Origin of the sequence: Mycobacterium sp. MS1601, assembly GCF_001984215.1 — a bacterium.
GTDB lineage: Bacteria > Actinomycetota > Actinomycetes > Mycobacteriales > Mycobacteriaceae > Mycobacterium.
In genome coordinates, this window is the sequence record NZ_CP019420.1 from 3,866,238 (window position 1) to 3,892,093 (window position 25,856).

The window sequence follows — 25,856 nt, forward strand, 5'->3', positions numbered from 1 at the left end:
GAACTTCTCGCGCGACGGGTCAGATCAGAGTGCGGGTGCTCAGCCGGTTGTTTGCTGTCGCGCGCAGGTCGTCGTCGAGCACGACACCCGTCGTCGACGACGATGAACAGGATGAGTCGCCCCATTCCGGCGTCGGGGTCTTCGAGGTGACCCATGACTTCCGCCGCGTCTGGCGAGGCTGTGCCCGTCGCGGCAAACGCTCGGTCACTGCCACCCGAGGACTGGCCCGCGCAACCGGCCGTGGAACTCTTTCGGAGGCTTGCCACCGAACTGGCTGTTACCTGCAGCCACGACGGTGCTTGCGTCGACATCATCGACTTGGTGTGAGGGCCGGAGGCACTTCGGCTTCGACGAGTCCGACGATGATCGAGGTTCAGTCGTGCGGTGCTGTTCGTCGGATCAGGAAGCGGTGGCGGCAGCGTGTTGTCCGATGAGGTCCAACGCGATGTCGACGATCATGTCCTCCTGCCCGCCGACGAGTCCGCGCCGTCCGACTTCGAGCAGCAGTGTGCGGGCATCGATGCCGTAGGTGCGCGAGGCGTTCTCGGCGTGGCGCAGAAACGACGAATAGACCCCGGCGTATCCGAGGGTGAGGGTTTCGCGGTCGACTTGGACCGGCCGGTCTCGTAGCGGACGGACCAGATCGTCGGCGGCGTCCTCGAGCGCCATGAGATCGCAGCCATGCGTCCACTGCAGGAGGTTGGCGACCGCGATGAAGGCTTCGATCGGGGTGTTTCCTGCGCCGGCCCCTTGGCCGGCCAGCGATGCGTCGACGCGGGTGACGCCCTCTTCGACGGCGGTGACACTGTTGGCCACCGACAGTGAGAGGTTCTCGTGGGCGTGCACACCGATCTGGGTGTCGGCGTCGAGGATGTCGCGGTAGGCGCGGATACGCTCGCGGACGCCGTTCATCGTCAATCGTCCTCCGGAGTCGGTGACGTAAACGCATTGCGCGCCATAGCTTTCCATGAGTTTTGCCTGGGTGGCGAGCTGCGCGGGCTCGGCCATGTGGCTCATCATCAAGAAGCCCGAGACGTCCATTCCGAGCTCGCGCGCCGTCTGGATGTGTTGGGCGGAGATGTCGGCCTCGGTGCAGTGGGTGGCGATCCGCACCGAGCGAACCCCCAGGGTGTAGGCGTGCCGCAACTCGGCGATGGTGCCGATGCCGGGCAACAGCAGGGTGGTCAACACCGCAGTGCTGATGCTGTCGGCGGCGGCTTCGATCCACTCCCAGTCGGTGTGGCTGCCCGGGCCGTAGTTGACCGATCCGCCGGCCAGCCCGTCGCCGTGGGCGACTTCGATGGCATCGACGCCGGCGGCGTCGAGCGCGCCGGAGATCCGTGCGACGTCGGCGGTGCTGATGCGGTGTCGGATGGCGTGCATGCCATCGCGCAGCGTGACGTCCTGGATGTAGAGCGTGGGGGTCATGGGCGTGCCTCCGACATGAGGGGATCGGTACTGGTGCGGCGGGCGATGGCCTCGGCGACCTGGATGGCGGCCGAGGTCATGATGTCGAGGTTGCCCGCATAGGCGGGCAGGTAGTGGGCGGCTCCTTCGACCTCGAGGAACACCGATACCCGGGTGCGCACCGGCGCGGAGCCGGGGCGCAGCAGGGTGTGCACGGGTTCGTCGGGTTCGATGGGGGTGAATTGGATGTCCTGTTTGAGTCGGTACCCCGGCACGTAGTGGGCGACTTGTTCGGCCATCTCGTGGATCGACTGGCGGATCGCGGCGTGGTCTGCGTCTCCGATCAGGCAGAACACGGTGTCGCGCATCATCAACGGCGGTTCGGCGGGGTTGAGGACGATGATGGCCTTTCCCTTGGCGGCGCCACCCACCGATTCGATTGCCTGGGAGGTGGTTTCGGTGAATTCGTCGATGTTGGCACGGGTCCCGGGTCCGGCTGACCTCGACGCGATGGAGGCGACGATCTCGGCGTAGGGCACCGGCGTCACCGCCGACACCGCGGCGACGATTGGCACGGTGGCCTGGCCGCCGCAGGTGACCATGTTGAGGTTGCGTGCGCCCTCTTCGAGGCATGTGTCCAGGTTGACCGTGGGGACCACGTAGGGACCGAGGGCTGCCGGTGTCAGGTCGATGAGCGTCTTGCCGTGTGGCGTAAGGGCGGCGGCGTTCGCGATATGCGCGCGGGCCGATGTGGCATCCAGGACGATGTCGATGTCGCCGAAGTGCGGCATCGATATCAACCCGTCGACGCCGTCGTGGGTGGCCGGGATGTTCAGGCGGCGGGCGCGTGCCAGTCCGTCGGAGTCGGCGTCGATGCCGACCATCGCCGCCACTTCCAGGTGTTCGGAGGTGCGCAGAATCTTGAACATCAGGTCGGTGCCGATGTTGCCGGAGCCGATGATGGCCACCTTGGTCTTGGTCATGGGGTGTCCTTGGATGAGAAGGTTGCCGACACCCCGCCCAGGGCGGTGATTGCGGCGCGGATACGGGTTCCCGGTGGTGCCGGGGCCATCGGACCCAGTGCGCCGGAGAGGATGACCTGCCCGGCCCGCAATGGCTCCCCGTACTGTTCGGCGGTTCGGGCCAGCCAGGCCAGGGCAATGAGGGGATCGCCGAGGCAGGCGCTGCCGGTGCCCTCGGAGACCAGGTGATCGTCGGCGTACATCTGCATGGTGACCTCCCGTGGCTCGAAGTCGCACAGTCGAACCCGCGTGTCACCGAGCACGAACAGTCCGCTGGAGGCGTTGTCGGCGACGGTGTCGGCAATCGTCAGGTCCCAGTTCGCGATGCGGCTGTCGACGATCTCCAGCGCGGCAACGGCGTAGTCGACGGCGCTGCGGACGCTGCCGGCGGTGAAGCCGCCGCCGACGAGGTCCTGGCCCAGGACGAAGGCGATCTCTGCCTCCACCTTCGGCTGTAGTAGCCGCGCCGAGGGCACCGCATCGACATCGGTGACGTTCATGTCGGCGAAGAGCACGCCGAAGTCCGGTTGGTCGACCCCGAGTTGCTGTTGCACCGCCGGAGAGGTCAGTCCGATCTTGCGCCCCACCACTTCGGCGCCCCCGGCGCGTCGTCGCCGCACCAGCTCCTGCTGCACGGCGTAGGCCAGGCCGATGTCGGCGCCGCCGATCAGATGTCGCACGGGGGAGATGGGGCTACCGGTGTCGGTGGCGATGGTCAGGAGATCGGCCACCTCGGTGACGACGGCCGCACTGCTCTCCAGGCTCATCGGGGTGTGTCCGTCAGTCGTGCGGTCGCCACCGCGAATCCGGCGATCCAGGCCGGAATCGGTTCGTAGAAACGTAGATCCATCGTGTAGCTGCCGACGGCGGCCAGCGATGCGAAGGCGGCGATCCAGGTGCGGACCTCATGCGCCGAGCCGCCGCCCTCGGCGGCCATCGCCTCGGTGGTCCAGGTGTCGAACTCGCCGAGGGGACCGTGCTCGAGCAGGTCGAGGAACCTGTTGTCCCAGCCCGGGTTGATGGGGATCATCGTCGTGCCGCCGGCCGCGTACTGCCGGCCGGCCTCGATCACCCGCCCCTCGCCGCGGGTGCGCTGCTCGGGTGTCGGTGGATGCCCTTCGATCAGGGCATCGGCAACCTTTGGCGGGGCGCCGTCGAGCACCGGAACCGGCGGGTCGTGGGAAAGGCCTCCGGAGGCGAGAAAGAGCACGCGTCGGTCGAGATCGGTTGCGGCTTCACCGACGGCGGTGCCGAGGGCGCGAATTCGTGCGACGGGGCACAGCGGTGTGGCGACGCCGTTGACGAAGATCGGCACCACCGGGACCCGGTCGATGCCGCCGAAGAGCGTCTCCAGCGGTTGGGCGAAGCCATGGTCGACGGTCATCCGCGCCGAAATGGTCAGATCGACACCGCGTTGGAGCACACCCTCGGCGATGCGGCGGGCGGCGTCGGTGTCGACGGACAACGGTCCTGCCGACGAATCGAAATCGCCGACCGCGTGCGCCTCGGTGCCCAGACAGAAGGGCGGTATCTCCTTGTAGAAGAAGCCGTTGTAATGATCGGGCGCGTACAGCACCACCAGGTCGGGGGAGAAGTCAGCGATGAAAGCCCTCGCGGCGTCGATTGCTGTGTCGACCCTGCCAAGGGTGTCGGGGTCGGGGTCGTTCTTGCCGATGAGCGGCGAGTGGGACAGGCCAACGACGGCGGCGGTCATGTGGATACCTCAGTTCTCGGACGGCGGATGGATGACAACCTTGCCCATGACGTCGCCGTCGAGCATCAGCTGAAACCCCTTGTGGATATCGGCAAGTGGCAAGGTCCGGTCGATGACCGGACGGGTTCCGGTGGCGTCGAGCAACCGCAGCAGCGCCTCGAGTTCGGTACGCGTGGCTCCCGTGGACCCCAGGATTCTCAGCTGCAGGTAGAAGATGCGTCCCAGGTCTGCGGGTGGGTTCATCCCGGTGGTCGCTCCGGCGACCACGACGGTGCCGCCCGGCCGTACCGATTTCAGCGAGTGCGACCAGGTGGCTTCACCGACTGTCTCGATGACGATGTCGACTCGCTCAGGCAGTCGCTCCCCACTGGGCACTGCCGCCCGCGCACCCCACCCGAGCGCTTCGGTGCGTTTGGCCTCGCTTCGACTGGTGGTGTAGACGACAGCGCCCGCGGCCACCGCAAGTTTGATGGCGGCCGAGGCCACGCCACCGCCGACACCCTGCACCAGGACACGATCGCCGGCCTTGATGTTGGCCTGGGTGAACAACATTCGGTAAGCCGTCGTCCATGCCACCGGCAGACACGCCGCCTCGTCGAAGGTCAGCCAGGGTGGCATCGCGACGAGGTTGCGCCGCGGTACCGAGATGTACTCGGCGAATCCGCCATGGTGGCGCTCGGTCAACAGCGCACGATGGGGGTCCAGTGTCTCGTCTCCGCGGCCGGCGTCCGGGTCGGCGATGACCGGGTGAACGATCACCGGGTTGCCGTCCTCGTCGTATCCCGACACGTCACAGCCCAGCGTCATCGGCAGGTGTTCTGCGGGATGCCCGACACCGCGCAGGGTCCACAGGTCGTGCATGTTCAGCGCGGAGGCCGCCACCCGCACCACGGCCCACCCCGGCCTGGGTTGCGGTGTCGGCACATCGCGGAGCTCGAGGCCCTCCAGGGGGTCATGTGGATTCTGTGAGACAGCTACTGCGGCAAGCACATTGCCAACGTTGGCGGTGTTGTGCAGCGATGCACAGTCGGTGTGCCGTTGTGCGAAACGATCGCTGGAATTGCTTGGGCGACCGGAGTTGTGTGGTCGGCATGACTTCCACCATGCAACCGGGTGCTGAGGCTCAGGCGCTCACGTCGCCGCCGAGCACCACGCTGCGACGTCCCGCGCAACTCGAGCGCACTGTCGACGTGTCGGGTCTGGTCGACGCCGACGGTGGGTTGCTGGACCGCGCGGTGTGGACCGATGAACTGATCTACCGGCAGGAGCAGCGGCGCATCTTCGCCACCAGCTGGCTGTTCCTGGCCCATAGCGACCAGTTCCACAAGCCCGGCGACTTCTTCACCACCTATATGGGTGAGGACCCGGTGATCGTCACGATGGACAAGAACCGCACGGTCCGGGTCTTTCTGAACTCGTGCCGGCATCGGGGGGCGCGGGTGTGCCGTGCGGATCTGGGTGCGACCCGCAGTTTCACCTGCACCTATCACGGGTGGGCGTACGACCTCGAGGGCAAGTTGATCAGCATCCCGAACAAAGAGGGCTACCCGGACAGCTTCCAGTCCGGTCAGTGGGGTCTGGTCGAGGTGCCGAACGTGGATTCCTACCGGGGGCTGATCTTCGGGAACTGGGATCCCGGCGCGAACAGCCTGCGTGAGGCACTGGGCGGGATGACCTGGTACATGGACGCGATGCTCGACCACGATCCAGAAGGCACCGTCGTCGTCGGCGGTGTGAACAAATGGGTGTTGGAGGGCAACTGGAAGCTCGCCGCCGAGCAGTTCGCCAGCGACTGGTACCACGTCAACATGAGTCACGGCTCGGCGCTGACGGTGCTGTCGCCGGGGGGAAAGCCCAAAGACGAAGTGGTGCAGCGCACCGGACGGCAGTACGTCGACCCCATGGGGCACGGGCACGGCTTTCCGGTGCACCCGCGCAACCGGTTCGACGCCCAGACCGTGCATGAATGGATGGACTACGCCGCTCTGCGGCTGCGGTTGGGCGACGCACGCGTCGAGGGCCCATTGACGACCGGACATGCCACCGTGTTCCCGAACTTCTCCTATCTTCCGGTCAACGGGTCGATTCGGGTGTGGCATCCGAAAGGACCTGACCGGATGGAGGTCTGGGCGTGGACGATCGTGGACAAGTCGATGCCCGAGGAGGTGCGAGAAGCTCAGCGCCTGTACAACCTGCGCACCTTCGGCCCCAGCGGAATCTTCGAACAGGACGACGGTGAGAACTGGAGTGAGGTGCAGGCCATCTCGCACGGATTCATCACCAACACCGTCCCGCTGAACTATCAGATGGGGCTGGGATCCGAACGCGAAGACGGTCGCCACCCCGGGATGACCAGTGAACTCTACAGCGATGCCGCGGCGCGCTCGTTCTACGCGCGCTGGCGTGACGTGATGAGCACCCCGGCGTGGCATGAAAGCAAGGCCGCTGATGAGTGAGGGCATCCGGGTCGCCGCCGTCGACGACATCCCCGAAGGCGAGGGCATCGTCATCGAACGGTCGGTCACCGGCACCGACGATGACGTGGCTGTGCTGCGCGATGACGACGGCAGCGTGTGGGCGCTGGACAACACCTGCACCCACGCCGACGCCTCGCTGGCCGACGGGTGGGTCGAGGGCGGTCAGGTGGAGTGCCCGCTGCACTCCAGTAAGTTCTGTCTCAAGACCGGTGCCGTCGATGGCCTGCCGGCCACCAAGGACGCCCGCCCACACCGGGTCGAGGTGCGCGACGGCCAGGTGTTCCTCTATCCGGGGGAGAAGCCCTGATGACCGGCCTCGGCCGAGTCGCGGTTGTCGGTGGCGGTGTCGGCGGAGTGAGTGTCATCGCGGCGCTGCGGGCCGGCGGCTTCGACGGGGACATTGTCCTGATCGACGAAGGGGAGTTCCCCTATGACCGGCCCCCGCTGTCGAAGGCCTACCTGGCCGGTGACGTCGAACTGAAAAGCATTGCCCTGCAGCCTCCGGAATGGTTCGACGACCACCACGTGCAGTTGATGGCACACAGTTCGGTGGGGGCGCTGCGGCCCGGTCTGGGTGTGGTCGAGCTGACCGACGGCAGCGCGGTTCGGGCGGACAAGGTCGTGCTAGCAACCGGCGGTCACGCGCTGCGGCCACCGATCCCCGGGGCTGACAGCGCCCGGGTGCATACGCTGCGCGGCGCGCAGGATGCCGACCGACTGCGCACCGCGCTGCTGCCCGGGGCGCGGCTGCTGATCGTCGGTGCGGGCTTGATCGGCGCCGAAGTGGCCTCCACGGCACTGCATCTGGGCTGCGAGGTCACGATCGTCGACCCGCTCGCGGCGCCGTTGGCCGCCGTTATCGGTGACGAGATCGCTTCGTGGTTGCACGGCATGCACACTGCCCACGGTGCCACTGTGCTGGGCGGTGTCGTCGAGTCGTTCCAGGACTCGCCAGGCGGAATCGCCGCGGTACTGGCCGGGGCCGAGCCGCGGGTGTTCGACGCGGTCGTGCTGGCCGTGGGGATGGCCCCGGCGACCGCGGTGGCTCGCGGCGCCGGTCTGACGGTAGACGGCGGCATCGTCGTCGACCCGATGCAGGTGACATCGAATCCGGCGGTCCTCGCGGTCGGCGATGTCGCGCGAACCCGTGCCGCCGGTGTCCTGCTGCACCGCAGCGAGCACTGGGAGGCAGCCCAGCGCGACGGACAGCGCTCGGCCGCAACGATACTCGGCGTGTCGCCACCAGCTGACGGCGCGTCCTGGTTCTGGACCGATCGGTACGGGACACACGTCGAGATCGTCGGAAACCTCGCTGGTGCGGACGAGTTCGCGTCTCGGGGTCGCCTTGGTGAGCAGCCGTACGCGTGCTTTGGATTGCGTGGCGGGCGGGTTGTCGGAGCCGTTGCGGTCGACGACGCCGCGTCTGTTCGGGCCGCGCGCCGGATGATCGACCGTGGCATCGCCGTATCCGCCACCGAACTGGGCGATCGATCGGTGGATCTACGCAGGCTGATCAAACGATGACGACGACAACAGAGAGCACGCACATGACCAGCGCGGCAACGATCTTGGCCAGCACCGACGGTGCGAGGCGGGCCGGCCACGACATTCACTTCGAGGTCGAGCAGTTCTACTACATCGAGGCTGAGTTGCTCGACGACGGACGCTTCACCGACTGGCTTGATCTGCTGGCCGAGGACCTCGACTACTGGATGCCCACCAGAACCAACCGGTTGCGTCGCCAACAGGCGCTGTCGATCTCGGCACGGGGCGAGGGTGCGTTCTACGACGAGACCAAGGCAAGTCTGGCCTGGCGGATCCGGCGGTTCGATTCGGGCATGGCCTGGGCCGAGGACCCGCCCTCGCGGACTCGGCACCTGGTCACCAATGTCGTTGTGCACCATGTCGAGTCGGATCATGGAGCCGGCCAGGAGCTCGCCGCCCGCTCGGCATTCCTGGTGTACCGCAACCGCCTCGAACGTGAGGAGAACGTGTTCGCGGGGTGCCGCACCGACATCCTGCGTCGCATCCCCGACGGCGGATTGACGGTCGCCCGCAGGGTCATCCTGCTCGACCAAAACGTCCTGCAGGCCAAGAACATCTCCACCTTCTTCTGAATCGACGAGCTTGTTTTCCGAACCGACAAGTGAAAGGACGTGCCGGTGACCAGCACGGAAATCGATACCGAGATCGACGAAATGCCCATGCTACGTAAGCAGACGGTGAAAACCTCCTACGGGGACATCGCCGTCGCGGAAACCGGTGAAGGGCCGGTCCTGGTCATGTTGCACGGCGGCGGGCCGGGCGCGTCTGGAGTCAGCAACTACCATCAGAACCTGCCTGCGCTGGCCAAGCGATTCCGGGTGCTGCTACCTGATCAGCCCGGGTTCGGCGGCAGTTACCGCCCCACCGAGGCCGACCTCGACGCGCAGTCGATCACCCAGATCTCGGTCGGCGCGCTCTTCGAGGCGCTCGACGCCCTCGGCGTCGAGCGGTTTCACCTGCTGGGCAACAGCCTCGGCGGCGCGGCTGCCATCGCGATGGCACAGGCGCAGCCGGAGCGGATCACCGGATTGGTGCTGATGGCCCCCGGGGGTGGTTGGCTGCCGTTCGGCCCCACTCCGACCGAGGGGCAAAAGGAGATGTTCCGGTATTACAACGGTGACGGCCCCAGCGAGAGGAAGATGTCGAACTTCATCCGCAGCATGGTCTTCGACCACAAGCAGTTCGGTGCCGACGTCGTCAAGGCACGGTACGAGGCATCGTTGGACCCCAGCCACATCGAGTTCTATCACCGGTACAACGCCGCCTTCGGTAAGCGACACGGTATGGATCCGCTGTGGCGTGATCTGCATAAGATCACCGCCCCCACGCTGCTGTTGTGGGGCCGTGATGACCGCACCATCACCCTCGACGGATCTCAGATCATGCTCAAACAGATCCGCGACGTGCAGCTACACGTGTTCGGCAACTGCGGGCATTGGGTGCAGTTGGAGCGCCGGCGCGATTTCGAACTGCTGGTGGAGCAGTTCCTGACGGAGTTGCGGTGACCGGCTGGCTGCAGGGATACGTCGCGCTGATCACCGGTGGGAGCACCGGGATCGGACGGGCGGTCGCCGAACGATTCATCGCCGAGGGCGCCTCGGTCGCCATTCTCGGTCGCGATCCCGACGCGCTGCACGCCGCCATCGAGGCCAGCGCCGACCCGGCCAAGCTGCACGCGATCAGCGGGGACGTGCGCGATTCGGCGGACCTGCACCGCGCGGTCGCCGAGACCGTGGACCGGTTCGGCAAGCTCGACACGCTGGTGGCCAACGCCGGGATCTGGGATTACCACCGGCAGCTGACCCGGATGACCGGCGAGCAACTCAGTACGACCTTCGACGAGCTGTTCGCCATCAATGTCAAGGGTTATCTGCTGGCCGCTGAGGCAGCGTGGCGGGAGCTGGTCAAGACCCGCGGCAGCATCGTGATGACATTGTCCAACGCCTCGTTCTACGTCAACGGCGGCGGGCCGATCTACACGGCGAGCAAGCACGCGTGCCTCGGGCTGATGCGTGAGCTCGCCTACGAATTGGCGCCCAAAGTCCGTGTCAACGGCGTGGCCTGTGGGGCGATGAACACGGCGCTGCGTGGACCAGCGGCCCTGGACATGCAGGATCGCACACTGGCGACGTCCTTTGCGAAGAAGAACCCCGACGATCCACCGCCGCCGATCCCGCTACACGACTCGAGCACCGATCCACGAGAGTTCACCGGGTCCTATGTTCTGCTGGCCAGCCGCGAGCAGAGTGGACCCATTACCGGACAGGCGATTTCGGTCGACGGCGGTATCGGCGTGCGCGGGTTCGCTTCCGCGGCTGGAGGTGACCATCTGTGAAGCTGACGTCGCTGAACCCTGGGCCGGGGTGGACCGTCACACCCGGACACGAAGGCGGGATCGACATCGTCCGTGGTGACGACGACGGCGAGTACGTCGAGGCAGTGGCCCGCTATGCCAGTGGCGGTCCGCTGCGCGACGCCTACCCGGTCGCCGCTCACGACGTCGAGATTCGTATCCCGCGTCGACCTCGGACTTTGGCTCGACTGGCGGCCTTCCTCGACGAGCTTGGCATTGCGGTCCTGGCCGCGGACCGCGCCTGCCGGCGTGTCGTCGTTGCCGTCGCACCCGACGACCTGGCCGCGATCACGGCGGCAGAGTCGGTGGGCTTTCGCCACGTCGTCGACGTCGACGTTCCGGGTGATGAATTGAGTCTGCTTGTCCGAGAACCGGAATGGGTTACTCAAAGGGATGCCGACCTGGACCGAGTGCCCGGCACCTGATCACATAGTGCGGTAAGAGTGGCCCATTGACCGGGAGGCGGAAGCGCAGACACGCCGCAAACTCTGCGCAAGCGGACGAAGGTCGGCGGCCACGGGGACCGACACCGACAACGCGGCGATCGGTAACCCGTTGCGGCCGAAAACTGGTGCCGCAACGCAGCCCAACCCAGGGCGGCTCTCCTCGCGCTCGGTCGCCACGCCCTCGCGCCGTACCCGATCAAGCGCACGCGCCAACTCGGTGCCATCAGTGATCGAGCGAGCGGTGAGCGCAGTGAGCCGGCCGCTGGTGACCTTTTCGACCTCGGCGGGGTCATAGGCCAACAAGACCTTGCCGACGGCGGTGCAATGCGCGGGTAAGCGGCCGCCGATGCGTGACGGCGTAACCGCGTTGCGGTGTCCGTACAGTTTGGCCAGGTAGACGACATCGGTACCGTGCAGCATCGCAAGGTGCACCGTTTGGTGCGTCGCTTCGAACAGTTCGGTGAGGAAGGGCATGAGCTGGTCGCGCAGCCGCTCATGGCCCGGCGGGTACACCGCGAGCCCCAGTTCGAGCAGCCGGGAGCCCAGCCGGTAGCTGGTGCCGATGCGTTCCACCATGGCGTTGCGCTCCAGCATCCCCAACACGCGGTGCGCGGTTGACTTGCTCAGGCTCGCGCGCCGGGCGAGTTCGCTGACACCGACACCGGTGCTGGCCTCGTCTCCGAAGGCGACCAGCAGGCTGAACGCCTTGTCGACGGCGGCTCTGTCGTCGCGCGCGGAATCGACTACGGCTGTCATGGCTTCCTCCAAAGGGGGCTGCGAGAGGGTCGCTTCAAGTTCCCTGTTCGTCACTCTTGGTGACCATGATGCAAAACCGGGTGCCGTTCGTCAATAATGACGGAGTGACTATTAAAAGTGACAGTACGACGGGAGAGAACCTGCTGGTCGCCCGAAACGTACGCCGGTTTCGCCGCGAGCGTGCCATGTCGCTGGGTGAGTTGGCCCGCCGCTCTGGTCTGGCAAAGCAGACCTTGTCCAAGATCGAGCAGGGCACGGGCAACCCGACGGTGGAAACACTGGCGCTGCTGGGCGCTGCGCTGGATCTTCCCGCTCGGCGGCTGCTGACCGAGTGGGGCACTCCGGTGTACATCCAACGCCGCGATGATGGGGTGTGGAGCGGGGGACCCGAGCTCTCGGAGCGACTACTCGACGAGATCTACGGCTCCGGTTACGTACGCACACTTGTGCTGCAACTGGAGCGCGGCAGCGCCGAGCCCACGCCGGTTGACCCGTACCCACCCGGCACCCTTCATCACCTGTTCCTCGTCACCGGGAGACTGCGTGCCGGTCCGCTCAGTGAACCGGTCGACCTGGCGGCGGGGGACTTCGTCCGATTTCCAGGTGACGTGGCACACCGCTTTGTGTGTCTCAGTGATCGAGCGACTGCGCACCTGGTGACCACGTTGCCTCAGATCCGCCAGCTCGGCCCCGTCGTACCGCCTGGCCCCAGCCGCAGTGACGACCGATGATTCTGCACCGGGTGCGGATCACGGTCTGAATCGCCTCGATCGCCTCAGGCGACCACCGCGAGTCAGGTGATCCGCCGGTGTCGGCCCTGGCACGAAATTGCGCGAGACGGCCCGTCAACGGCTAGGGCGGCTCCCGGAATCGGCGTTGGCGGACAAAGTGATTCCGGAGAATCGCCGGCAGTCAGGGCGCCCGCTTCCGCAAGCCCTCATTACGGTGTGGTCGGTAACAGATCAGGCGCCGGTACGCCGAGTTCGGTCAGTGCGTCGATGTAGCGTTCGACGCCGGCGAGCTTGACCTCTTTGTGGCCGCGCACGCTGTCCGGCGTACTGGCTGCTTCAACGGTGCTCTGGTAGACATCTACCCTGTTTGACACCGAATTGTGGAAGGCCGGATCGGTGAGCTGACGGGCCACTTCATGTTCGTACTTGTATGCCGGCAATCTGAAAGAAGTACGCCCGGCAGTGCGGGCTCAACCGCCCCTGGGGGTGTGGAAACCTCCGGTCGGCTGGGTCTGACCAGTCGGCACCCCGTCTGTGGTCGAGATCCTGGTGTGGGACGCGATGACGTGGCCGTCGGAGCGGGCGGCGCGGCTCAGACCACCGCGCCGGGGTTGAGAATGCCGTCCGGATCCAGCGCCGTCTTGATCCGCCGATTCAGCTCCATGGCCTCAGGGCCCAGATAATCGGCCAGCCACGGCTTCTTGAGCCGGCCCACGCCGTGCTCGCCGGTGATGGTGCCGCCCAGGCTGATGGCCAGGTCCATGATGTCGCCGAAGGCCTTGTTGGCGCGCTCCGTTTCGGCCACGTCGTCGGGGTTGTACACGATCAAGGGATGGGTGTTGCCGTCGCCGGCATGCGCGATCACCGAGATCAGCAACCCGGTGTCGGCGGCCATCTTCTCGATGCCGGCCACCAGATCGGCCAGCGCCGACAGCGGCACCCCGACGTCCTCGAGCAACAGCGAACCTTTGAGCTCCACCGCCGGAATGCAGAAACGGCGGGCTGCCACAAACGCTTCGCCCTCGTCGGGGTCGGAGGTCGAAAACACCTCGGTGGCGCCATGTTCGGAGAACACCGCCGCCATGAACTCGGCGTCCTCGGCGCCGGTGGGGCCCCGTTCGTCCGAGGCGGCCACCAGCATCGCGGCCGCCGTACGATCCAGCCCCATCTTCAGTTTGTCCTCGACGGCATTGATGGACACCGCATCCATGAACTCCAGCATCGCCGGGCGGATCTTGGCGCTCACCGCGCCCACTGCGTCGCACGCCGCGCGCACCGAGGCGAAGCTCGCCACCACGGTGCACGCGTGTGGCTGCGGAGGCAGCAGCCGCAGCGTCACCTCGGTGATCACCCCCAGGGTTCCTTCGCTTCCCACGAACAACTTCGTCAAGCTCAGTCCCGCAACATCTTTGAGTCGCGGACCACCCAGGCGCACCGCGGTGCCGTCGGCCAGCACCACCTGCAGGCCCAGCACGTAGTCGGTGGTCACCCCGTACTTGACGCAGCACAGGCCGCCCGCGTTGGTGGCGATGTTGCCGCCGATGCTGCAGATCTCGAATGACGACGGGTCCGGCGGATACCACAGGCCGTACTCCGCAACGGCTTTCTTGACCTCGGCGTTGAGCAGCCCCGGCTGCACCACGGCGGTGCGGGTCACCGGGTCGACGGTGATATCGCGCATCTTCTCCGTCGAGAGCACGATGCCGCCGGTGACGGCGGTGGACCCGCCGGACAGCCCGGTACCCGCGCCCCGGGGAACCACGCCCACTCGGTGGCGCGTGGCCCAGCGCAGCACCGTCTGCACCTCCTCGGTGGTGCGCGGCCGGACCACGGCCGTCGCCGTCCCGGCGTCCGGATCAGCGGCGCGGTCCTGCCGGTAGGCAGCCACGATGTCCGGGTCGGTGACAACGGTGCCGTCGGGGAGTTCGTCGACCAGTTCCGTGATGGGGCTCACAATGACAATCCTAGAGGGCCGGGGTGCGGTCCAGTTCACGCAGCGACGGCATGACGAAGGCGACGGCGGCCACCAGCAGCATCGGTATCGACAGCGCGAAGAATGTGGCCTGCAGCCCGGCGGTGTCGGCCAGCGGACCCGCGATGATCAGGCCCAGTGGCCCCGCGGCGTAGGCCAGCGAGCCCATCACCCCGACCACGCGGCCGCGCAGATGCGCCGGTGCCCTGGTCTGCATCACGTAGTTGTAGATCGGCGCCATCGGCCCGTAGACCAGGCCCACCACCGTGCACAACGCCAGGATCATCGGCAGCGGCGGCAGGAACGCGATCACCGTCATCGCCACCCCCAGCGTCGACACCGCGGTGAGCATGGTGGCGCGCTTGCTCATCACCTTCGACAGCACGGCGTACCCGAGGGCGCCGATCAGCCCGCCGATGGACAGCGCCATCAAGACCCAGCCCAGGTGGGCGGGTTCGTTGCGGTCGGTGAAGTACTTGGGGAACAGCACGCTCTCCATCGGCATGTAGAGCCCAGTCACAGTCAGATCCACGAACGCCAGCCCGCGCAGCACCTTGTTGTGCCAGACAAACCGCAGTCCTTCGACGATGCCAGCCCATACGTTCTCGGGCAGGTGATCGAGGTCAGGCTTGCCTGCACCCTCGAGTCGCAACGTCAGGATGGCGGCGATGGACAGCACGAACGCAGCTGCTGTCACCCACATGGTGTTGACGCCGCCAATCGTGGCGATCAGCAGGCCGCCGATGCCGGGGCCCACGATGTAGGCCAGGTTGAACACGGCCTCGTAGACGCTGTTCGCGTGGTCCAGCGTCCACCCCGCCCGTGTCGCCGCCTCGGGCAGCATGGTCTCGCGGGCCGTCATTCCGGCGGGGTCGAAGAAGGCGCCGAGGGCGGCCAGCACCGCCAGCACGGCGACATTGACGGTGTCCACGCCGAAGCTCAAGGCCAGTACCGGCACGGCCGCCACCGACAGCGCAGACAGGGCGTCGGAAATCATCGACACCCGCCGCCGACCCAGGTAGTCCACCGCGGCGCCGGCGATCAGCGTGGCGATCAACAGCGGCAGCGTGCCCGCCATCGCGACAATGGACGCATCGAGGGCCGAGCCGTTGCGCTGCAAGACCAGCCATGGGAACGCGACCATCGAGATGCCGTTTCCGGTGCCCGCCATCAACGCGGCGAACAGAATGGTGAAGACCGGACCGCGCTTGTTCATGGCGGGTCAGAATCTAGCAGCGCGCCCGCCGCCCCAGCCACGGATTTTCAGCGACGATGGACCCGTGCTCCCTCATCCACGTACCGGCGCGCTCTTCGATTCACCGGTGCCGCCCGGCCGCGGCTGGCCCGGTGATCCCGCCCGACGGTCCACTCCGGTCGCCGCCGACGTACAGGCGGTCGGCGAAAGTGCCGGGGATGCACGCACCCTGCGGCAGCTCGATGCCCGGATCTCGGTGTGCCGGGCCTGTCCACGTCTGGTGCAGTGGCGTGAGGATGTCGCCGTCGTCAAGCGGCGGGCGTTCGCCGACCAGCCGTACTGGGGTCGACCCGTGACGGGATGGGGGTCACCTCGACCGAAGGTGTTCATCGTCGGTTTGGCACCTGCCGCGCACGGCGCCAACCGTACCGGCAGGGTGTTCACCGGGGACCGTTCCGGCGACCAGCTGTTCGCCGCGTTGTACCGGGCCGGTCTGGTCAACCAGCCGACCAGCATCGATGCCGCAGATGGCTTGGAGTCCAACGGAATTCGGGTCAGTGCACCGGTGCGCTGCGCCCCGCCGGGCAATGCGCCCACACCGGAGGAGCGGACGACGTGCGCGCCGTGGCTGGCTGCCGAGTGGAGCCTGGTCTGCAAGCACGTGAAAGTGGTCGTCGCGTTGGGTGGCTTCGCTTGGCAGGTGGCGCTGGCGATGGTGGGGGAGACGGCCAGACCCAAGTTCGGGCACGGCGTCCTGTTCGAGGTGAAGCCTGGTCTGCAACTGCTCGGCTGCTACCACCCCAGTCAGCAGAACATGTTCACCGGCAGGCTGACCCCGGCAATGCTCGATGACATGTTCGCCAAGGCGGCCGCGGTGTCGGAATGTGAGGACCCGCCGTGACGTTGGCAAGAGTTATGCGGCTTTCTGTGCTCGATCTCGTCCCCGTTCGCTCCGACCAGACCTCCGCGGACGCCTTGTCGGCCACGGTTGCGTTGGCGCAGGCCGCCGACCGGCTCGGTTACACGCGCTACTGGGTGGCCGAGCATCACAACATGCCCGCCGTCGCCGCCACCAGCCCACCCGTTGTCTTGGCGTACCTGGCCGGGCAGACCGAGCGGATCCGGCTGGGCTCGGGCGGAGTGATGCTGCCCAACCACGCACCGCTGGCGGTGGCCGAGCAGTTCGCGCTATTGGAAGCCGCCGCTCCGGGGCGAGTCGACCTGGGCGTGGGCCGCGCCCCCGGCTCCGATCCCGTCACTTCGGTCGCGTTGCGTGGTGCCGCGGGTCGCGACGATTCCGACATCGCGAACTTCCCCCAGTACCTCGACGAGGTGGCTGCCATGATGAGCGCGACCGGCGTCCGCGTCGAGATGCCGCGTCAGCTGATGCGCCCGGAGTACATCCTCAAGGCCACGCCGGCCGCGGCCAGTGAGCCGCGGCTGTGGCTGCTCGGTTCCTCGATGTACTCCGCACACCTGGCCGCCGCCAAGGGCCTGCCGTATGTGTTCGCGCACCACTTCGCCGGTCAGGGCACCGAGGAGGCGCTCGAGATCTACCGCGCCGAATTCCGGCCCAGCGATCTGGCAGCCGAGCCTGTCACGTTCATGACGGTCAATGCTTCGGTGGCGCCCACCACCGAGGAGGCGCACGCGCTGCTGCTGCCGCAGCTGGTGATGATGTCGACGCTGCGCACCGGAAAGCCTTTGCGCGCCGTCGATCTGGTCGAAGAAGCCCAGCAGATGCAGTTCACCGCGCAGGAGAGCGCGATCATCGAGGACGGCCGCGCCCGAGCTGTCGTCGGGGCTCCGGCGGAGGCTGCGGAACAGGTGCGTGAGGTGGCCGAGCACTTCGGTGTGGACGAGGTGATGATCAACCCGGTGGGCTCGGCGTTCCGCGGCACTGCCGCCACCACCGCGCCGGCCCGGGTGACGACGCTGGAACTCCTGGCTAAGGAGCTTTTCTAGTCAGCACAATGATCGCGATCGGTCGGTCGGTGCGTTTCTGGTAGTTGGTGTACCGATCGGCGTTGTTGGCGTTCACCACGTGCCACAGCCGCGCATAGTCGGGCGCGTCGGGCAACAGAATCGAGGCGTGTACCGCGAAACGCTTTGGGCCGATGTTGATCTCGACGTCCGGGTGTGCCTTGAGGTTGTGGTACCAGGCTGGGTAGCGGTTGGCTCCGCCGTTGGATGCGACGATCAGGTACCGGCCGTCGTCCTCGGCGTAGGTCAGTGTGTTGACACGCGCGGCGCCGGTCTTCGCACCCACTGAATGCAACAGCAGGTTCGGCGGTACACCGGGCAGGCGGTGGCCGATCCGGCCGCCTGTCTTCTGGTAGATCAGGTCGTGGATACGCAGCAACCGTAGGCCGAACTTCTGCACTGGGGACAGGCTCATGTCACCAGTGTGTCAGCCGAGCCCGACGATGCGGGCCACGGACAGCGCGGAGGTGAGCCGCAGCAGGTCACGGGGTTTCGAGAGTTTCAATCCGGTCAGTCCTTCCAACCGGCGTACGCGTTGCGCCACGGTGTTCGGATGCAGGTGCAGTTCTGCGGCCGTGCTCTGTCGGTCCAGGTCGTGGTCCAGCAGCACCCGCGCCGTGCGCAGGAGCTCGGTGGTGTTCTCCCGGTCGTAGTCCAGCGCTGCGCCCAGCGTTGAACTCGCGAAATCCCGCAGCGCAGTGGGATCGTCGAGCTGTAGCAACAGATGGTCGATGGCCGTCTCCCGCAGGTCGATCACACCCGCGTCCTCCCCGCCGAGGTCCAGCGCGCCCCGCACCGTGCGGAACAGACCGGGCAGGCGGGACGGTGGTTCAGCCCCGGTGACCGCGGCGATCGCCCGGGACACCGCGCCTCCACCGACCAGCGCCCCCACCAACTGCGCGGCGAACACCGCCACCTCACCGGCTGCCGGTGACCACACCAGCACCAGGTCGTCGCGGTAGATCGCCGCGAGCGGCCGTGGCGACACCCGCGAGACCACCCGATCCGCGGCGGCCAGCAGCCGGTCGTGTGAACCCGTGCATCGCAACGCCAGTAGATGCTGTCGCCCCGACAGATCCCACCCGAGCCGGCGGGCGCGATCCAGCAGCGCGTCGGCGTCGGAATCGGCGCTGAGCAGGTCCGCGACCAGCGATCCCCGCAGCCGCTGCTCCACCTCTGCGGCGGTGCGGGCCCGCAGCAGCTCCAGGGCCGTCACCACCGCGGCTTGCTCGGCAGCCCGGACGTCCAGGCGTGACAGGTCCTCGGGTGGCGCGTCGATGCGTATGTGCGCCACTACTTTTCCATCCAGTACCACGCCCGTGGACGCGATGTCGTGGTCGGGTGGGGAGAACCCGCCGGCCAGCCGCTCACCGTAGACGTCTTCGATCAGCACGTCTCGGCCCAGCAGTTCGGACAGCGCGGAGGCCACCCCGCTGACTCCTTCGCCACGCAGCGCGGTGGCGGTCAGCAGCGTGTGCACCTCCTCGGAGCGGCGCAGTTCGCGGATGGTGTTCTGCTCACTGGCGCGCAGTTGCGCGGTGCCCAGTGCTATTGCCACCTGGGTGGCCATGGCGTTGACCAGGCTGATCTCGGCGTGGCCGAAGCGATGCGGTGTCGCGTGATAGCCGTTGAGTGCGCCGACGACGCGACTGCCACGACGCAACGGCACCGACACCAGTGCGCGGTAGCCCTGTTCGTGTGCGACGCCGCCCCAGGGCCCGATGCCGGGGACGGACTCGATGTCTTCCAGCGCCACCACGTCCCCGGTGCGGAACGCGATGCTGGTCGGAGCCTCTTCGCCGTCGGAGCCGGCCAGCAGGATCGGCCGCTGTGCGTTGACCTGTGCGACGTAGTCGGGGGACAGCCCGTGGGAGCCGACAATGGTCAGTGCCCGCTCGTGCTCATCGGGCAGGAACACCGCGCAGAAGTCGTACCCCAGCAGGGTGCACGCAGTGCGGGCGACTCGGTTCAGTAGGTCGGTGACGGGTTCGTCGCCGCCGACGGCCTCGCCGATGCCGGCCAGTGCGTCCAACCACAGTTCCAAGCGATGTGTCGGCACAGACATAAAGCTCAGCATAAGTGTGTGGTCATAAACATTGCCTGCAGTGGCCTGGCTCACGCATCGTGTTCAGCGACGGTGACAGCCGTCACAAGACTCACAAGGAGGTGACTGTGCGCCGAGAAAGACGCATCAGGCACACGCGGGTGACGGTCGCACTGGCCTCGATCTTGGGAATGGTCGTCACGACGGTGTTCACCGCCGGCTGCTCGGCCGGACTCGGCGGCCCTGCGTCGTCGCGGGCTGCTCGTGACGGCGAGATCCGATTCACGTTCGCCCCTGACCCGATCTGGGACTACATGCACGACACCGGACTGGTGCAGCAGTGGGAAGACCAAACCGGCTACACCATCGAGACCAGCGCGACCTGGGACGAGTTCGGGTTGTTCGCCGGCGGGCACGCCGACATCATCTCCACCGCGTCGTTCGAGGTCCCGTACCTCGAAGAGCAGACACAGCGCGAAACGGTCATCATCGGCCGATACAACGCCGAACGCAGCCGCATTCTGGTGCGCACCGACGACCCGGCTCAGTCGCTGGAAGACCTGCGCGGCAAGCGGATCGGCGTCTTCACCACAGTGTCGGGAACTCTGGTCTGGAGTGCGCTGATCAAGCAGATGCACGACATGAACCTCGTCGGTGGGGATTTCGAGGTGGTCGTCGCCGACATCCAGAACCTGTCGAACCTGTTGGCACGCGGCGAGATCGACGCCTGCATCTGCTATCCGGACCTCTCGGTACGCGAGCTGCATGATGGCACCGTCCGCCCGCTCTATGACGGAAAATCTTCGGCAGACCTCTTCGCCGAACTCAACGCACCCGGCCACGACGGCCCCATGGGCAACGTTTTCGTGGCCCGCAAGGACTGGGTGGACGAGCACCCGGCCGAGGTGTCGGCATTCTTGGACCTGTGGGAGCTGGGTCTGTCCGAATGGCAGGACCACCGCGACGAGATGATCGAGGACTACCCCCAGCACTTCGCCGTCGCCACACCTGAGGACATCGAGTTCATGAAACAGTATGTGGCCGAGCATGACTGGGTGGTCGACGACGTACGCTTCGATCAGCAGTGGGCCGATGACGAGAGTTCGATCTTCGATCTGATGCGCAGCACCGGCATCATCGGCGACGACATCCCCGATCCCCGGTTCCTGCCTACCGAAGGAGTCCAGCAGTGACGCAGATCATCGAGGCGCCGCCGTCACCGGCGGCGGCCCGCCCGGCCAGAGGCCCGCGCCGGTGGGTGGTCTCGGGTATCGCGCTGATCGGTGCAGTGGCAGCCTGGGCGGGTATCGCCGCCTGGATCAACGACCCGATCCTGCCTGCCCCGCTGGCAGTCGGAGAGCAGATCGTCGAGATCACGCTCTCTGGTGAGGCGTTCACCAACTTTGCCTCCAGCATCGCCAAGATCGCGGCGGGATTCGTGATCGCGATGGCAGCAGGGTTGGTCATCGGCTTTGCCATGGGTCGCAGTCGATTCATGACAACGTACTTCTCACTGCCGCTGTTCGTGCTCGGCAACATGCCAGGGCTGACGTACGCGGTGTTCGGCCTGCTGATCTTCGGTGTCGGCGCGGGCGGTCCCATCGTGGTGTCCGCTTTGGTGGCCACCCCGTTCATCGCGATCAACGTGGCCGAGGGTGTGCGTTCGGTGGATGGCAAGCTGCTGGCGATGTGTCAGGCCTTCGAACGCAACCGGCGCGACGTCCTGCGCCACCTCTATCTACCGGCCTTGGCCACGTTTGTCTTCGCCGGTGTGCGCTACGGCTTCGCGATGGCCTGGAAGGTGGAGGCGCTGACCGAGGTGTTCGGTGCCAGCGACGGCGTCGGCTTCATGATCCGCAAGGCCTACCAGGAGTTCCAGGTGGCCGACATGCTGGCCTGGACAGGCCTTTTCATCATCACCATGATCCTGATCGAGCGCGGCCTCGCCTACACAGAGACCCGCTTCTTCGCCTGGCGGAAGGACCTCGCATGACCACCCTGGCATTAAAAGAGCGGGGGATGTCGGCGCTGGCCTTGAGCGCGTCGCTCCTGAGCATCCTGGCGGTGTGGCAGATCGCCGTGGTGGTGGGCAACCGGGTGCCCTCGCCCGCCCAAACCGTCGAGCGATTGGCCTCCGAAGCGGCCATCGGTGAACTGTGGCACAACCTGGCGTTGTCGGCCAACCGATTCCTGCTCGGACTGGTTCTGGCGCTGGTGGTTGGCACCGCGTTGGGCGTGCTGATGGGCATGTCGAAACTGGCCGACCTGGCGTTCTCCGACCTCAACGCCGCCGGCCTGGCCATCCCGGCTGTCATCTGGGCATTGCTGACCACCATGTGGTTCGGCTTCGGGTGGCTGACCCCGGTGGTGACGGTATTCCTGTCCGGCTTGCCGTTCGTGGTGGTGAACATCGCCAAAGCCACCCGGGCCGTTCCGGCCGAATTGGTATTGATGGCACGGTCTTTCGGTGTCCCCAGCTCCTACATCCTGCGTCACATCGTGGCACCCGCGGTCGCCGGGTCCACGGTGGCAGCGGTCCGGTTCGCGATCATGAGCGCCTGGAACGGTCTGCTGCTGGCGGAGTGGTTCGGCTCCACCTCGGGTGTCGGGTGGCGCTCACGCTACTGGTACGACGCCAACCAGCTCGACGGCTTCTTTGCCTGGGTACTGGTGTTCATCCTGGTGCTCGTCATCGCCGACCTGCTGATCCTCGGTCCCATCGAAAAGTACGCCACTCGCTGGCGCACGGTCTGAAAGAGAGAAAACCCATGGCTTCCATCGAGATCCGGGATCTGGTCAAGGACTACCATGACCGCAAGGGCAACCGCACTCGCGTCATCGACAACATCGACCTGACCATCTCCGGCGAGACGTTCGTCTCCGTCGTCGGCCCTTCCGGCAGCGGCAAGACCACGCTGTTGAACATCGTCTCCGGCATCGAGACCCACACGTCCGGCACCGTCAGCCTGCGCTCCGGCGGCCACGACGCCCGCGTCGGGTACGTCTTCCAGGACCCGCGGCTGCTTCCGTGGCGGAATGTGATGGCCAATCTCGGCTTCGTGCAACACGAACGGCCCGGGTGGGAGGAACGCGCCAAGCACTACCTGGACCTGGTGGGCCTGGCACACTGCGCCGACCGCTATCCCTCGCAGCTTTCCGGAGGCCAGCAGCAGCGCATCGGCATCGCCCGTGCGTTCGCGGTCGAACCGGACGTCCTGCTGATGGACGAGCCGTTCTCCCATCTGGACGCCATGACCTCGCGCACCTTGCGCGAACACCTGGAGCGCATCTGGCTGGAGTCGCGGCGCACCGTCATGTTCGTCACCCACGACGTCACCGAGGCGGTTCAGCTGTCCGACCGCATCGTGGTTCTCGAACCGGGCGGACGGGTCCACGAGATCATCGACGTCGACCTGCCGAGGCCCCGCAAAGCCTCCGATCCCGCGGTGGCGATGCTGCAGGCCGAGGTGCTGGCCCGGTTCGAGAAACTCGAAGCCGCTGGTGCCGAGAAAGCAGGCGCGGCAGTATGATCCGTCCCGGAGTCATCGACGTCCACGCACACTGGCTGCCGGAGGATCTGTTCAGTCTGCCCCCCGGTTCACCGCTGCCCGCGCTCAACGGCCGAGACGGGCAACTGCACCTCGGGGACCTGCCCCTGTCCATCGCCACCGACGCCATGAGCGACCCGCAACGGGTGCTCGCCGACACCGACGCCGCCGGACTCGGCTCGCGGGTGCTCTCGGCGCCGCCATTCGCCTTCCCGGTGGTCGACGATCCCGGCGTCGACGAGTACGTGGGCACCTTCAACGACGCGCTCGCCCGGGTGTGCCACGACAGTGACGGCCGTCTGCTGGGGCTGGGCCTGGTGTCCCTGCACGATCCGGATGCGGCCCGTAAGCAGATGGAGCAGTTCACCCCGGCTGTCCGCGGCATCGCGGTGCCGCCGCTGCTGGGCAGCACCTCCTTTGATACGGGAACCATGCGTGAGATCGTCGGCATCGCGGCGGCGCAGAACTTGGCGGTGCTGGTGCATCCGATGCAACTGCCGCGCCCGGAGTGGGGCTCCTACTACCTGGCCAACTTGATCGGCAATCCCACCGAGACAGCCACGGCTGCAGCATCTTTGGTCCTCGGCGGGGTGATCGAACAACTACCTGATCTGCGTATCGTCCTGCTGCACGGCGGGGGCTGCGCACCGGCCCTGCTGGGGCGTTGGCAGCACGGTTGGCAGGCCCGCGCGGATGTCCGCAGCGGGGGAACCGCCTCACCGCGGGACGGATTCGCCAGATTGTGGTTCGACACCTTGACCCACGACGGGCCGACCCTGGACTTGCTGCGGGTGCACGCCGACCCAGCACATCTGGTGTGCGGCAGCGACTATCCGTTCGACATGGGTGTCGAACGGCCACTCGACCTTCCACACAGCGTGGGCCTCGACGATGAGGTCCTGGAAACGAACGCGCGACGATTCCTCGATCTCGAAGGAGATTCCGATGTCTGACATCAACGCTCGTCACGACTGGTCCGGGAGTCGGGCCGTCGTCGTCGGCGGCTCGATCGGAGGCCTGACCGCAGCGCTGCTGCTGCGCCGCCTCGGATTCGACGTCGACGTCTTCGAGCGCACCCCTACCAGCCTCGACGGCCGAGGCGGCGGGATCGTGCTGCAGCCCGACACCATCCGCTGGTTCGCCGAGTGCAGCACCCAGCACCCCGAAGAGGTCAGCACCTCGACGCATTACGTGCAGTACCTGGGCGCTGACAACACCGTCATCCACCGGGACAACGCACCGTGGAGTTACACCTCGTGGGGGACGTTCTACCGGGCGCTGCTCGCTGACTTCGGTTCCGAGCACTACCACCTGGGCGAGTATGCCGCCGGGTTCGAGGAGGACGACAACGGTGTGGAGGTCCGTTTCGCCTCCGGCCTGCGTGAGCGCGCCGATCTGGTGGTCTTCGCCGACGGCATCACCTCACCGAGCCGCCGCCGCATCTCCCCGGAGTCGGAACTGGAGTACTCCGGCTACGTCGGATGGCGTGGCACCGTCCTCGAGAAGGACGTCTCGCCGGAGACGTTCGAGATCCTGCACGACGCGATCTCCTACAGCGTGGCACCGCACACCCACATCAACGTCTACCCCATTCCGTCCAACGAGGGTGGTCTGGCGGTGGGGGAGCGGCTGCTGAACTACGTCTGGTACCGCAATGTCGCCGAAGGGCATGAGCTTGATGAGCTGATGACCGACAAGCGGGGCTTCGCGGCCAAGGTTTCCCTGCACCCGGGCGCGGTCCAGGACCGTTTTGTCGCCGAAATGCGCTCGGCAGCAATCGAACTGCTTGCTCCCGCCGCCGCCGAGGTGGTGGTGCGCACCGAGCAACCGTACCTGCAGGCGGTATACGACGCAGGCACCAGCCGCATGGCGATGGGTCGGGTGGCCCTCATCGGCGACGCCGCCAGCGCCGCGCGCCCACACGCCGCGGCTGGAACCGCCAAGGCCGCGGCCAACGCATGGGCGCTGTTCGATGCGCTGGCCGAGGCCTCCGATATCGCCGACGCACTGGCGAAATGGGAGCCCGGACAGCTGGAACTCGGACAGCGGCTGCTGCACCGGGTGAAGGCAATGGGCACCCGCTCACAGTTCGACTGCACCTGGACCCCCGGCGACCCGGACCTCCGCTTCGGCCTCTACGCCCCCGGCAAGTAGCGATTTCGGCGTGATTTCGGTCGCTGAGCGGTCGGATTCACGCCCAAATCCCAGAGAAAGGCACACTATGACCACCGAATTCCTCACCGACGCCCCGCTGGCCGGTGTCCTGGTCGCCGAGAACTTCGACGGCTGGAGCGACGAACTGAAGGCCGAGTTCGAGACCTACGCCTATGACGGGCATGTCGGCTCGCGGCTGCTGTCGCAGAACGACCGAGTACGGGTCTGGGAGATCAGGCTGGCGCCGGGTGAACGCTTCCACACCCACCGCCACGTGCTGGACTACTTCTGGACCGCGGTGAACGCAGGCCGCAGTCGCCAGCACACCTCCGACGGCACCACCCGCGACGTGTCCTACAACGCCGGTGAAACCCGCCACTTCTCCTTCGCCGCAGGTGAATTCCTGCTACACGACATCGAGAACATCGGCTCCGAGGATCTGGTGTTCACCACCGTCGAACACCTGGACTCGGCCAACGCCCCACTGCCGCTGGACTGAGATGGCGCGG

General features: G+C 66.7%; 28 protein-coding genes. 17 read left to right on the top strand and 11 right to left on the bottom strand.

Annotated features, from left to right (window positions below; translation table 11 throughout):
* Positions 1-399 precede the first annotated feature (399 nt).
* Genes dmpG through BVC93_RS18840 form a run of 5 tightly spaced genes read right to left on the bottom strand, consistent with a single transcriptional unit; the run spans position 400 to position 5,133 of the window.
* Positions 400-1,428: a 4-hydroxy-2-oxovalerate aldolase gene (gene dmpG, locus BVC93_RS18820; RefSeq protein WP_083738805.1), complete on the bottom strand. Its 1,029-nt coding sequence runs from the start codon at positions 1,426-1,428 to the stop codon at positions 400-402.
* Complete coding sequence (locus tag BVC93_RS18825; RefSeq protein ID WP_083738806.1) at positions 1,425-2,390, bottom strand: acetaldehyde dehydrogenase (acetylating); 966 nt, start codon at positions 2,388-2,390, stop codon at positions 1,425-1,427. Before BVC93_RS18825 ends, dmpG begins: the two co-directional genes overlap by 4 nt.
* Entirely contained in the window at positions 2,387-3,196 is an 810-nt protein-coding gene (locus BVC93_RS18830; RefSeq protein WP_083738807.1) for a 2-keto-4-pentenoate hydratase, read from the bottom strand. Before BVC93_RS18830 ends, BVC93_RS18825 begins: the two co-directional genes overlap by 4 nt.
* Positions 3,193-4,143, bottom strand: a complete 951-nt coding sequence (locus tag BVC93_RS18835; RefSeq protein ID WP_083738808.1) for a 3-carboxyethylcatechol 2,3-dioxygenase — start codon at positions 4,141-4,143, stop codon at positions 3,193-3,195. Before BVC93_RS18835 ends, BVC93_RS18830 begins: the two co-directional genes overlap by 4 nt.
* 9 nt (positions 4,144-4,152) lie before the next feature.
* Positions 4,153-5,133, bottom strand: coding sequence for a zinc-binding dehydrogenase (locus BVC93_RS18840; RefSeq protein ID WP_083738809.1), 981 nt, complete (start codon positions 5,131-5,133; stop codon positions 4,153-4,155).
* Between the two features lie 287 nt (positions 5,134-5,420).
* Here BVC93_RS18840 and BVC93_RS18845 point away from each other — a divergent pair, with 287 nt between their 5' ends.
* The 7 genes from BVC93_RS18845 to BVC93_RS18875 all read left to right on the top strand — a co-directional run bounded on the left by BVC93_RS18845 (position 5,421) and on the right by BVC93_RS18875 (position 10,943).
* Positions 5,421-6,599: an aromatic ring-hydroxylating dioxygenase subunit alpha gene (locus BVC93_RS18845; protein WP_197687571.1), complete on the top strand. Its 1,179-nt coding sequence runs from the start codon at positions 5,421-5,423 to the stop codon at positions 6,597-6,599.
* Complete coding sequence (locus tag BVC93_RS18850) at positions 6,592-6,927, top strand: non-heme iron oxygenase ferredoxin subunit (RefSeq protein WP_083738811.1); 336 nt, start codon at positions 6,592-6,594, stop codon at positions 6,925-6,927. The genes BVC93_RS18845 and BVC93_RS18850 overlap by 8 nt, the downstream gene beginning before the upstream one ends.
* Positions 6,927-8,144: an NAD(P)/FAD-dependent oxidoreductase gene (locus BVC93_RS18855; protein ID WP_083738812.1), complete on the top strand. Its 1,218-nt coding sequence runs from the start codon at positions 6,927-6,929 to the stop codon at positions 8,142-8,144. Before BVC93_RS18850 ends, BVC93_RS18855 begins: the two co-directional genes overlap by 1 nt.
* Positions 8,145-8,167: 23 nt before the next feature.
* Positions 8,168-8,737, top strand: coding sequence for a 3-phenylpropionate/cinnamic acid dioxygenase subunit beta (locus tag BVC93_RS18860; protein WP_083738813.1), 570 nt, complete (start codon positions 8,168-8,170; stop codon positions 8,735-8,737).
* A gap of 81 nt (positions 8,738-8,818) precedes the next feature.
* The gene (locus tag BVC93_RS18865) at positions 8,819-9,670 is read left to right on the top strand and encodes an alpha/beta fold hydrolase (protein WP_083741150.1); all 852 of its coding nucleotides are present in this window, start codon (positions 8,819-8,821) and stop codon (positions 9,668-9,670) included.
* Positions 9,667-10,500: a 3-(cis-5,6-dihydroxycyclohexa-1,3-dien-1-yl)propanoate dehydrogenase gene (gene hcaB, locus BVC93_RS18870; RefSeq protein ID WP_083738814.1), complete on the top strand. Its 834-nt coding sequence runs from the start codon at positions 9,667-9,669 to the stop codon at positions 10,498-10,500. The genes BVC93_RS18865 and hcaB overlap by 4 nt, the downstream gene beginning before the upstream one ends.
* Positions 10,497-10,943 carry a hypothetical protein gene (locus tag BVC93_RS18875; protein WP_083738815.1) on the top strand — a complete coding sequence of 149 codons (447 nt, stop codon included), beginning with the start codon at positions 10,497-10,499 and terminating at the stop codon, positions 10,941-10,943. The genes hcaB and BVC93_RS18875 overlap by 4 nt, the downstream gene beginning before the upstream one ends.
* On the opposite strand, the gene BVC93_RS18880 is transcribed toward BVC93_RS18875, so the two are convergent.
* Positions 10,944-11,720, bottom strand: coding sequence for an IclR family transcriptional regulator (locus BVC93_RS18880; protein WP_083738816.1), 777 nt, complete (start codon positions 11,718-11,720; stop codon positions 10,944-10,946).
* A gap of 68 nt (positions 11,721-11,788) precedes the next feature.
* Between BVC93_RS18880 and BVC93_RS18885 the strand changes: the two genes are divergently transcribed.
* The gene (locus BVC93_RS18885) at positions 11,789-12,451 is read left to right on the top strand and encodes a helix-turn-helix domain-containing protein (protein WP_442929095.1); all 663 of its coding nucleotides are present in this window, start codon (positions 11,789-11,791) and stop codon (positions 12,449-12,451) included.
* A gap of 209 nt (positions 12,452-12,660) precedes the next feature.
* On the opposite strand, the gene BVC93_RS18890 is transcribed toward BVC93_RS18885, so the two are convergent.
* The 3 genes from BVC93_RS18890 to BVC93_RS18900 form a co-directional block, all read right to left on the bottom strand.
* On the bottom strand, positions 12,661-12,864 hold the full coding sequence (locus tag BVC93_RS18890; RefSeq protein WP_157516982.1) for a hypothetical protein: 204 nt from the start codon (positions 12,862-12,864) through the stop codon (positions 12,661-12,663).
* Positions 12,865-13,043: 179 nt separating this feature from the next.
* On the bottom strand, positions 13,044-14,405 hold the full coding sequence (locus BVC93_RS18895) for an FAD-binding oxidoreductase (RefSeq protein WP_083738818.1): 1,362 nt from the start codon (positions 14,403-14,405) through the stop codon (positions 13,044-13,046).
* Between the two features lie 10 nt (positions 14,406-14,415).
* Entirely contained in the window at positions 14,416-15,639 is a 1,224-nt protein-coding gene (locus tag BVC93_RS18900; RefSeq protein WP_083738819.1) for an MFS transporter, read from the bottom strand.
* Here BVC93_RS18900 and BVC93_RS18905 point away from each other — a divergent pair.
* Together BVC93_RS18905 and BVC93_RS18910 are read left to right on the top strand one after the other, a co-directional pair.
* Positions 15,638-16,519 carry a uracil-DNA glycosylase gene (locus BVC93_RS18905; protein ID WP_083738820.1) on the top strand — a complete coding sequence of 294 codons (882 nt, stop codon included), beginning with the start codon at positions 15,638-15,640 and terminating at the stop codon, positions 16,517-16,519. The two genes, BVC93_RS18900 and BVC93_RS18905, sit on opposite strands and share 2 nt — an antisense overlap.
* A 14-nt stretch (positions 16,520-16,533) precedes the next feature.
* Positions 16,534-17,583 (top strand): LLM class flavin-dependent oxidoreductase, encoded by a 1,050-nt coding sequence (locus BVC93_RS18910; RefSeq protein WP_083738821.1) that lies wholly within the window; start codon positions 16,534-16,536, stop codon positions 17,581-17,583.
* On the opposite strand, the gene BVC93_RS18915 is transcribed toward BVC93_RS18910, so the two are convergent.
* Together BVC93_RS18915 and BVC93_RS18920 are read right to left on the bottom strand one after the other, a co-directional pair.
* Complete coding sequence (locus tag BVC93_RS18915; protein ID WP_083738822.1) at positions 17,567-18,016, bottom strand: nitroreductase family deazaflavin-dependent oxidoreductase; 450 nt, start codon at positions 18,014-18,016, stop codon at positions 17,567-17,569. The genes BVC93_RS18910 and BVC93_RS18915 overlap by 17 nt on opposite strands.
* 12 nt (positions 18,017-18,028) lie before the next feature.
* Entirely contained in the window at positions 18,029-19,666 is a 1,638-nt protein-coding gene (locus BVC93_RS18920; RefSeq protein WP_192860035.1) for a helix-turn-helix domain-containing protein, read from the bottom strand.
* Positions 19,667-19,806: 140 nt separating this feature from the next.
* Between BVC93_RS18920 and BVC93_RS18925 the strand changes: the two genes are divergently transcribed.
* The 7 genes from BVC93_RS18925 to BVC93_RS18955 all read left to right on the top strand — a co-directional run bounded on the left by BVC93_RS18925 (position 19,807) and on the right by BVC93_RS18955 (position 25,846).
* Positions 19,807-20,838, top strand: a complete 1,032-nt coding sequence (locus BVC93_RS18925) for an ABC transporter substrate-binding protein (RefSeq protein ID WP_236950024.1) — start codon at positions 19,807-19,809, stop codon at positions 20,836-20,838.
* Positions 20,835-21,638, top strand: a complete 804-nt coding sequence (locus tag BVC93_RS18930; RefSeq protein WP_083738824.1) for an ABC transporter permease — start codon at positions 20,835-20,837, stop codon at positions 21,636-21,638. The genes BVC93_RS18925 and BVC93_RS18930 overlap by 4 nt, the downstream gene beginning before the upstream one ends.
* Positions 21,635-22,399, top strand: a complete 765-nt coding sequence (locus BVC93_RS18935; RefSeq protein WP_083738825.1) for an ABC transporter permease — start codon at positions 21,635-21,637, stop codon at positions 22,397-22,399. Before BVC93_RS18930 ends, BVC93_RS18935 begins: the two co-directional genes overlap by 4 nt.
* A 14-nt stretch (positions 22,400-22,413) precedes the next feature.
* Complete coding sequence (locus BVC93_RS18940) at positions 22,414-23,175, top strand: ABC transporter ATP-binding protein (RefSeq protein ID WP_083738826.1); 762 nt, start codon at positions 22,414-22,416, stop codon at positions 23,173-23,175.
* Positions 23,172-24,146 carry an amidohydrolase family protein gene (locus BVC93_RS18945; RefSeq protein ID WP_083738827.1) on the top strand — a complete coding sequence of 325 codons (975 nt, stop codon included), beginning with the start codon at positions 23,172-23,174 and terminating at the stop codon, positions 24,144-24,146. Before BVC93_RS18940 ends, BVC93_RS18945 begins: the two co-directional genes overlap by 4 nt.
* On the top strand, positions 24,139-25,347 hold the full coding sequence (locus BVC93_RS18950; protein WP_083738828.1) for an FAD binding domain-containing protein: 1,209 nt from the start codon (positions 24,139-24,141) through the stop codon (positions 25,345-25,347). Before BVC93_RS18945 ends, BVC93_RS18950 begins: the two co-directional genes overlap by 8 nt.
* 67 nt (positions 25,348-25,414) lie before the next feature.
* The gene (locus BVC93_RS18955; RefSeq protein ID WP_083738829.1) at positions 25,415-25,846 is read left to right on the top strand and encodes a hypothetical protein; all 432 of its coding nucleotides are present in this window, start codon (positions 25,415-25,417) and stop codon (positions 25,844-25,846) included.
* The last annotated feature ends 10 nt before the right edge of the window (positions 25,847-25,856 follow it).

Bases quoted from the DNA above. Each gene is read 5' to 3' on its own strand.
- BVC93_RS18885 (WP_442929095.1), top strand. From the start codon at position 11,789: ATGCAAAACCGGGTGCCGTTCGTCAATAATGACGGAGTGACTATTAAA.
- BVC93_RS18955 (WP_083738829.1), top strand. From the start codon at position 25,415: ATGACCACCGAATTCCTCACCGACGCCCCGCTGGCCGGTGTCCTGGTC.
- BVC93_RS18940 (WP_083738826.1), top strand. From the start codon at position 22,414: ATGGCTTCCATCGAGATCCGGGATCTGGTCAAGGACTACCATGACCGC.
- BVC93_RS18910 (WP_083738821.1), top strand. From the start codon at position 16,534: ATGCGGCTTTCTGTGCTCGATCTCGTCCCCGTTCGCTCCGACCAGACC.
- dmpG (WP_083738805.1), bottom strand. From the start codon at position 1,428: ATGACCCCCACGCTCTACATCCAGGACGTCACGCTGCGCGATGGCATG.
- BVC93_RS18830 (WP_083738807.1), bottom strand. From the start codon at position 3,196: ATGAGCCTGGAGAGCAGTGCGGCCGTCGTCACCGAGGTGGCCGATCTC.
- BVC93_RS18900 (WP_083738819.1), bottom strand. From the start codon at position 15,639: ATGAACAAGCGCGGTCCGGTCTTCACCATTCTGTTCGCCGCGTTGATG.
- BVC93_RS18855 (WP_083738812.1), top strand. From the start codon at position 6,927: ATGACCGGCCTCGGCCGAGTCGCGGTTGTCGGTGGCGGTGTCGGCGGA.
- BVC93_RS18905 (WP_083738820.1), top strand. From the start codon at position 15,638: ATGGCGGGTCAGAATCTAGCAGCGCGCCCGCCGCCCCAGCCACGGATT.
- BVC93_RS18825 (WP_083738806.1), bottom strand. From the start codon at position 2,390: ATGACCAAGACCAAGGTGGCCATCATCGGCTCCGGCAACATCGGCACC.
- BVC93_RS18915 (WP_083738822.1), bottom strand. From the start codon at position 18,016: ATGAGCCTGTCCCCAGTGCAGAAGTTCGGCCTACGGTTGCTGCGTATC.
- BVC93_RS18860 (WP_083738813.1), top strand. From the start codon at position 8,168: ATGACCAGCGCGGCAACGATCTTGGCCAGCACCGACGGTGCGAGGCGG.
- BVC93_RS18945 (WP_083738827.1), top strand. From the start codon at position 23,172: ATGATCCGTCCCGGAGTCATCGACGTCCACGCACACTGGCTGCCGGAG.
- BVC93_RS18950 (WP_083738828.1), top strand. From the start codon at position 24,139: ATGTCTGACATCAACGCTCGTCACGACTGGTCCGGGAGTCGGGCCGTC.
- BVC93_RS18835 (WP_083738808.1), bottom strand. From the start codon at position 4,143: ATGACCGCCGCCGTCGTTGGCCTGTCCCACTCGCCGCTCATCGGCAAG.
- BVC93_RS18935 (WP_083738825.1), top strand. From the start codon at position 21,635: ATGACCACCCTGGCATTAAAAGAGCGGGGGATGTCGGCGCTGGCCTTG.
- BVC93_RS18865 (WP_083741150.1), top strand. From the start codon at position 8,819: ATGCCCATGCTACGTAAGCAGACGGTGAAAACCTCCTACGGGGACATC.
- BVC93_RS18850 (WP_083738811.1), top strand. From the start codon at position 6,592: ATGAGTGAGGGCATCCGGGTCGCCGCCGTCGACGACATCCCCGAAGGC.
- BVC93_RS18920 (WP_192860035.1), bottom strand. From the start codon at position 19,666: ATGTCTGTGCCGACACATCGCTTGGAACTGTGGTTGGACGCACTGGCC.
- BVC93_RS18880 (WP_083738816.1), bottom strand. From the start codon at position 11,720: ATGACAGCCGTAGTCGATTCCGCGCGCGACGACAGAGCCGCCGTCGAC.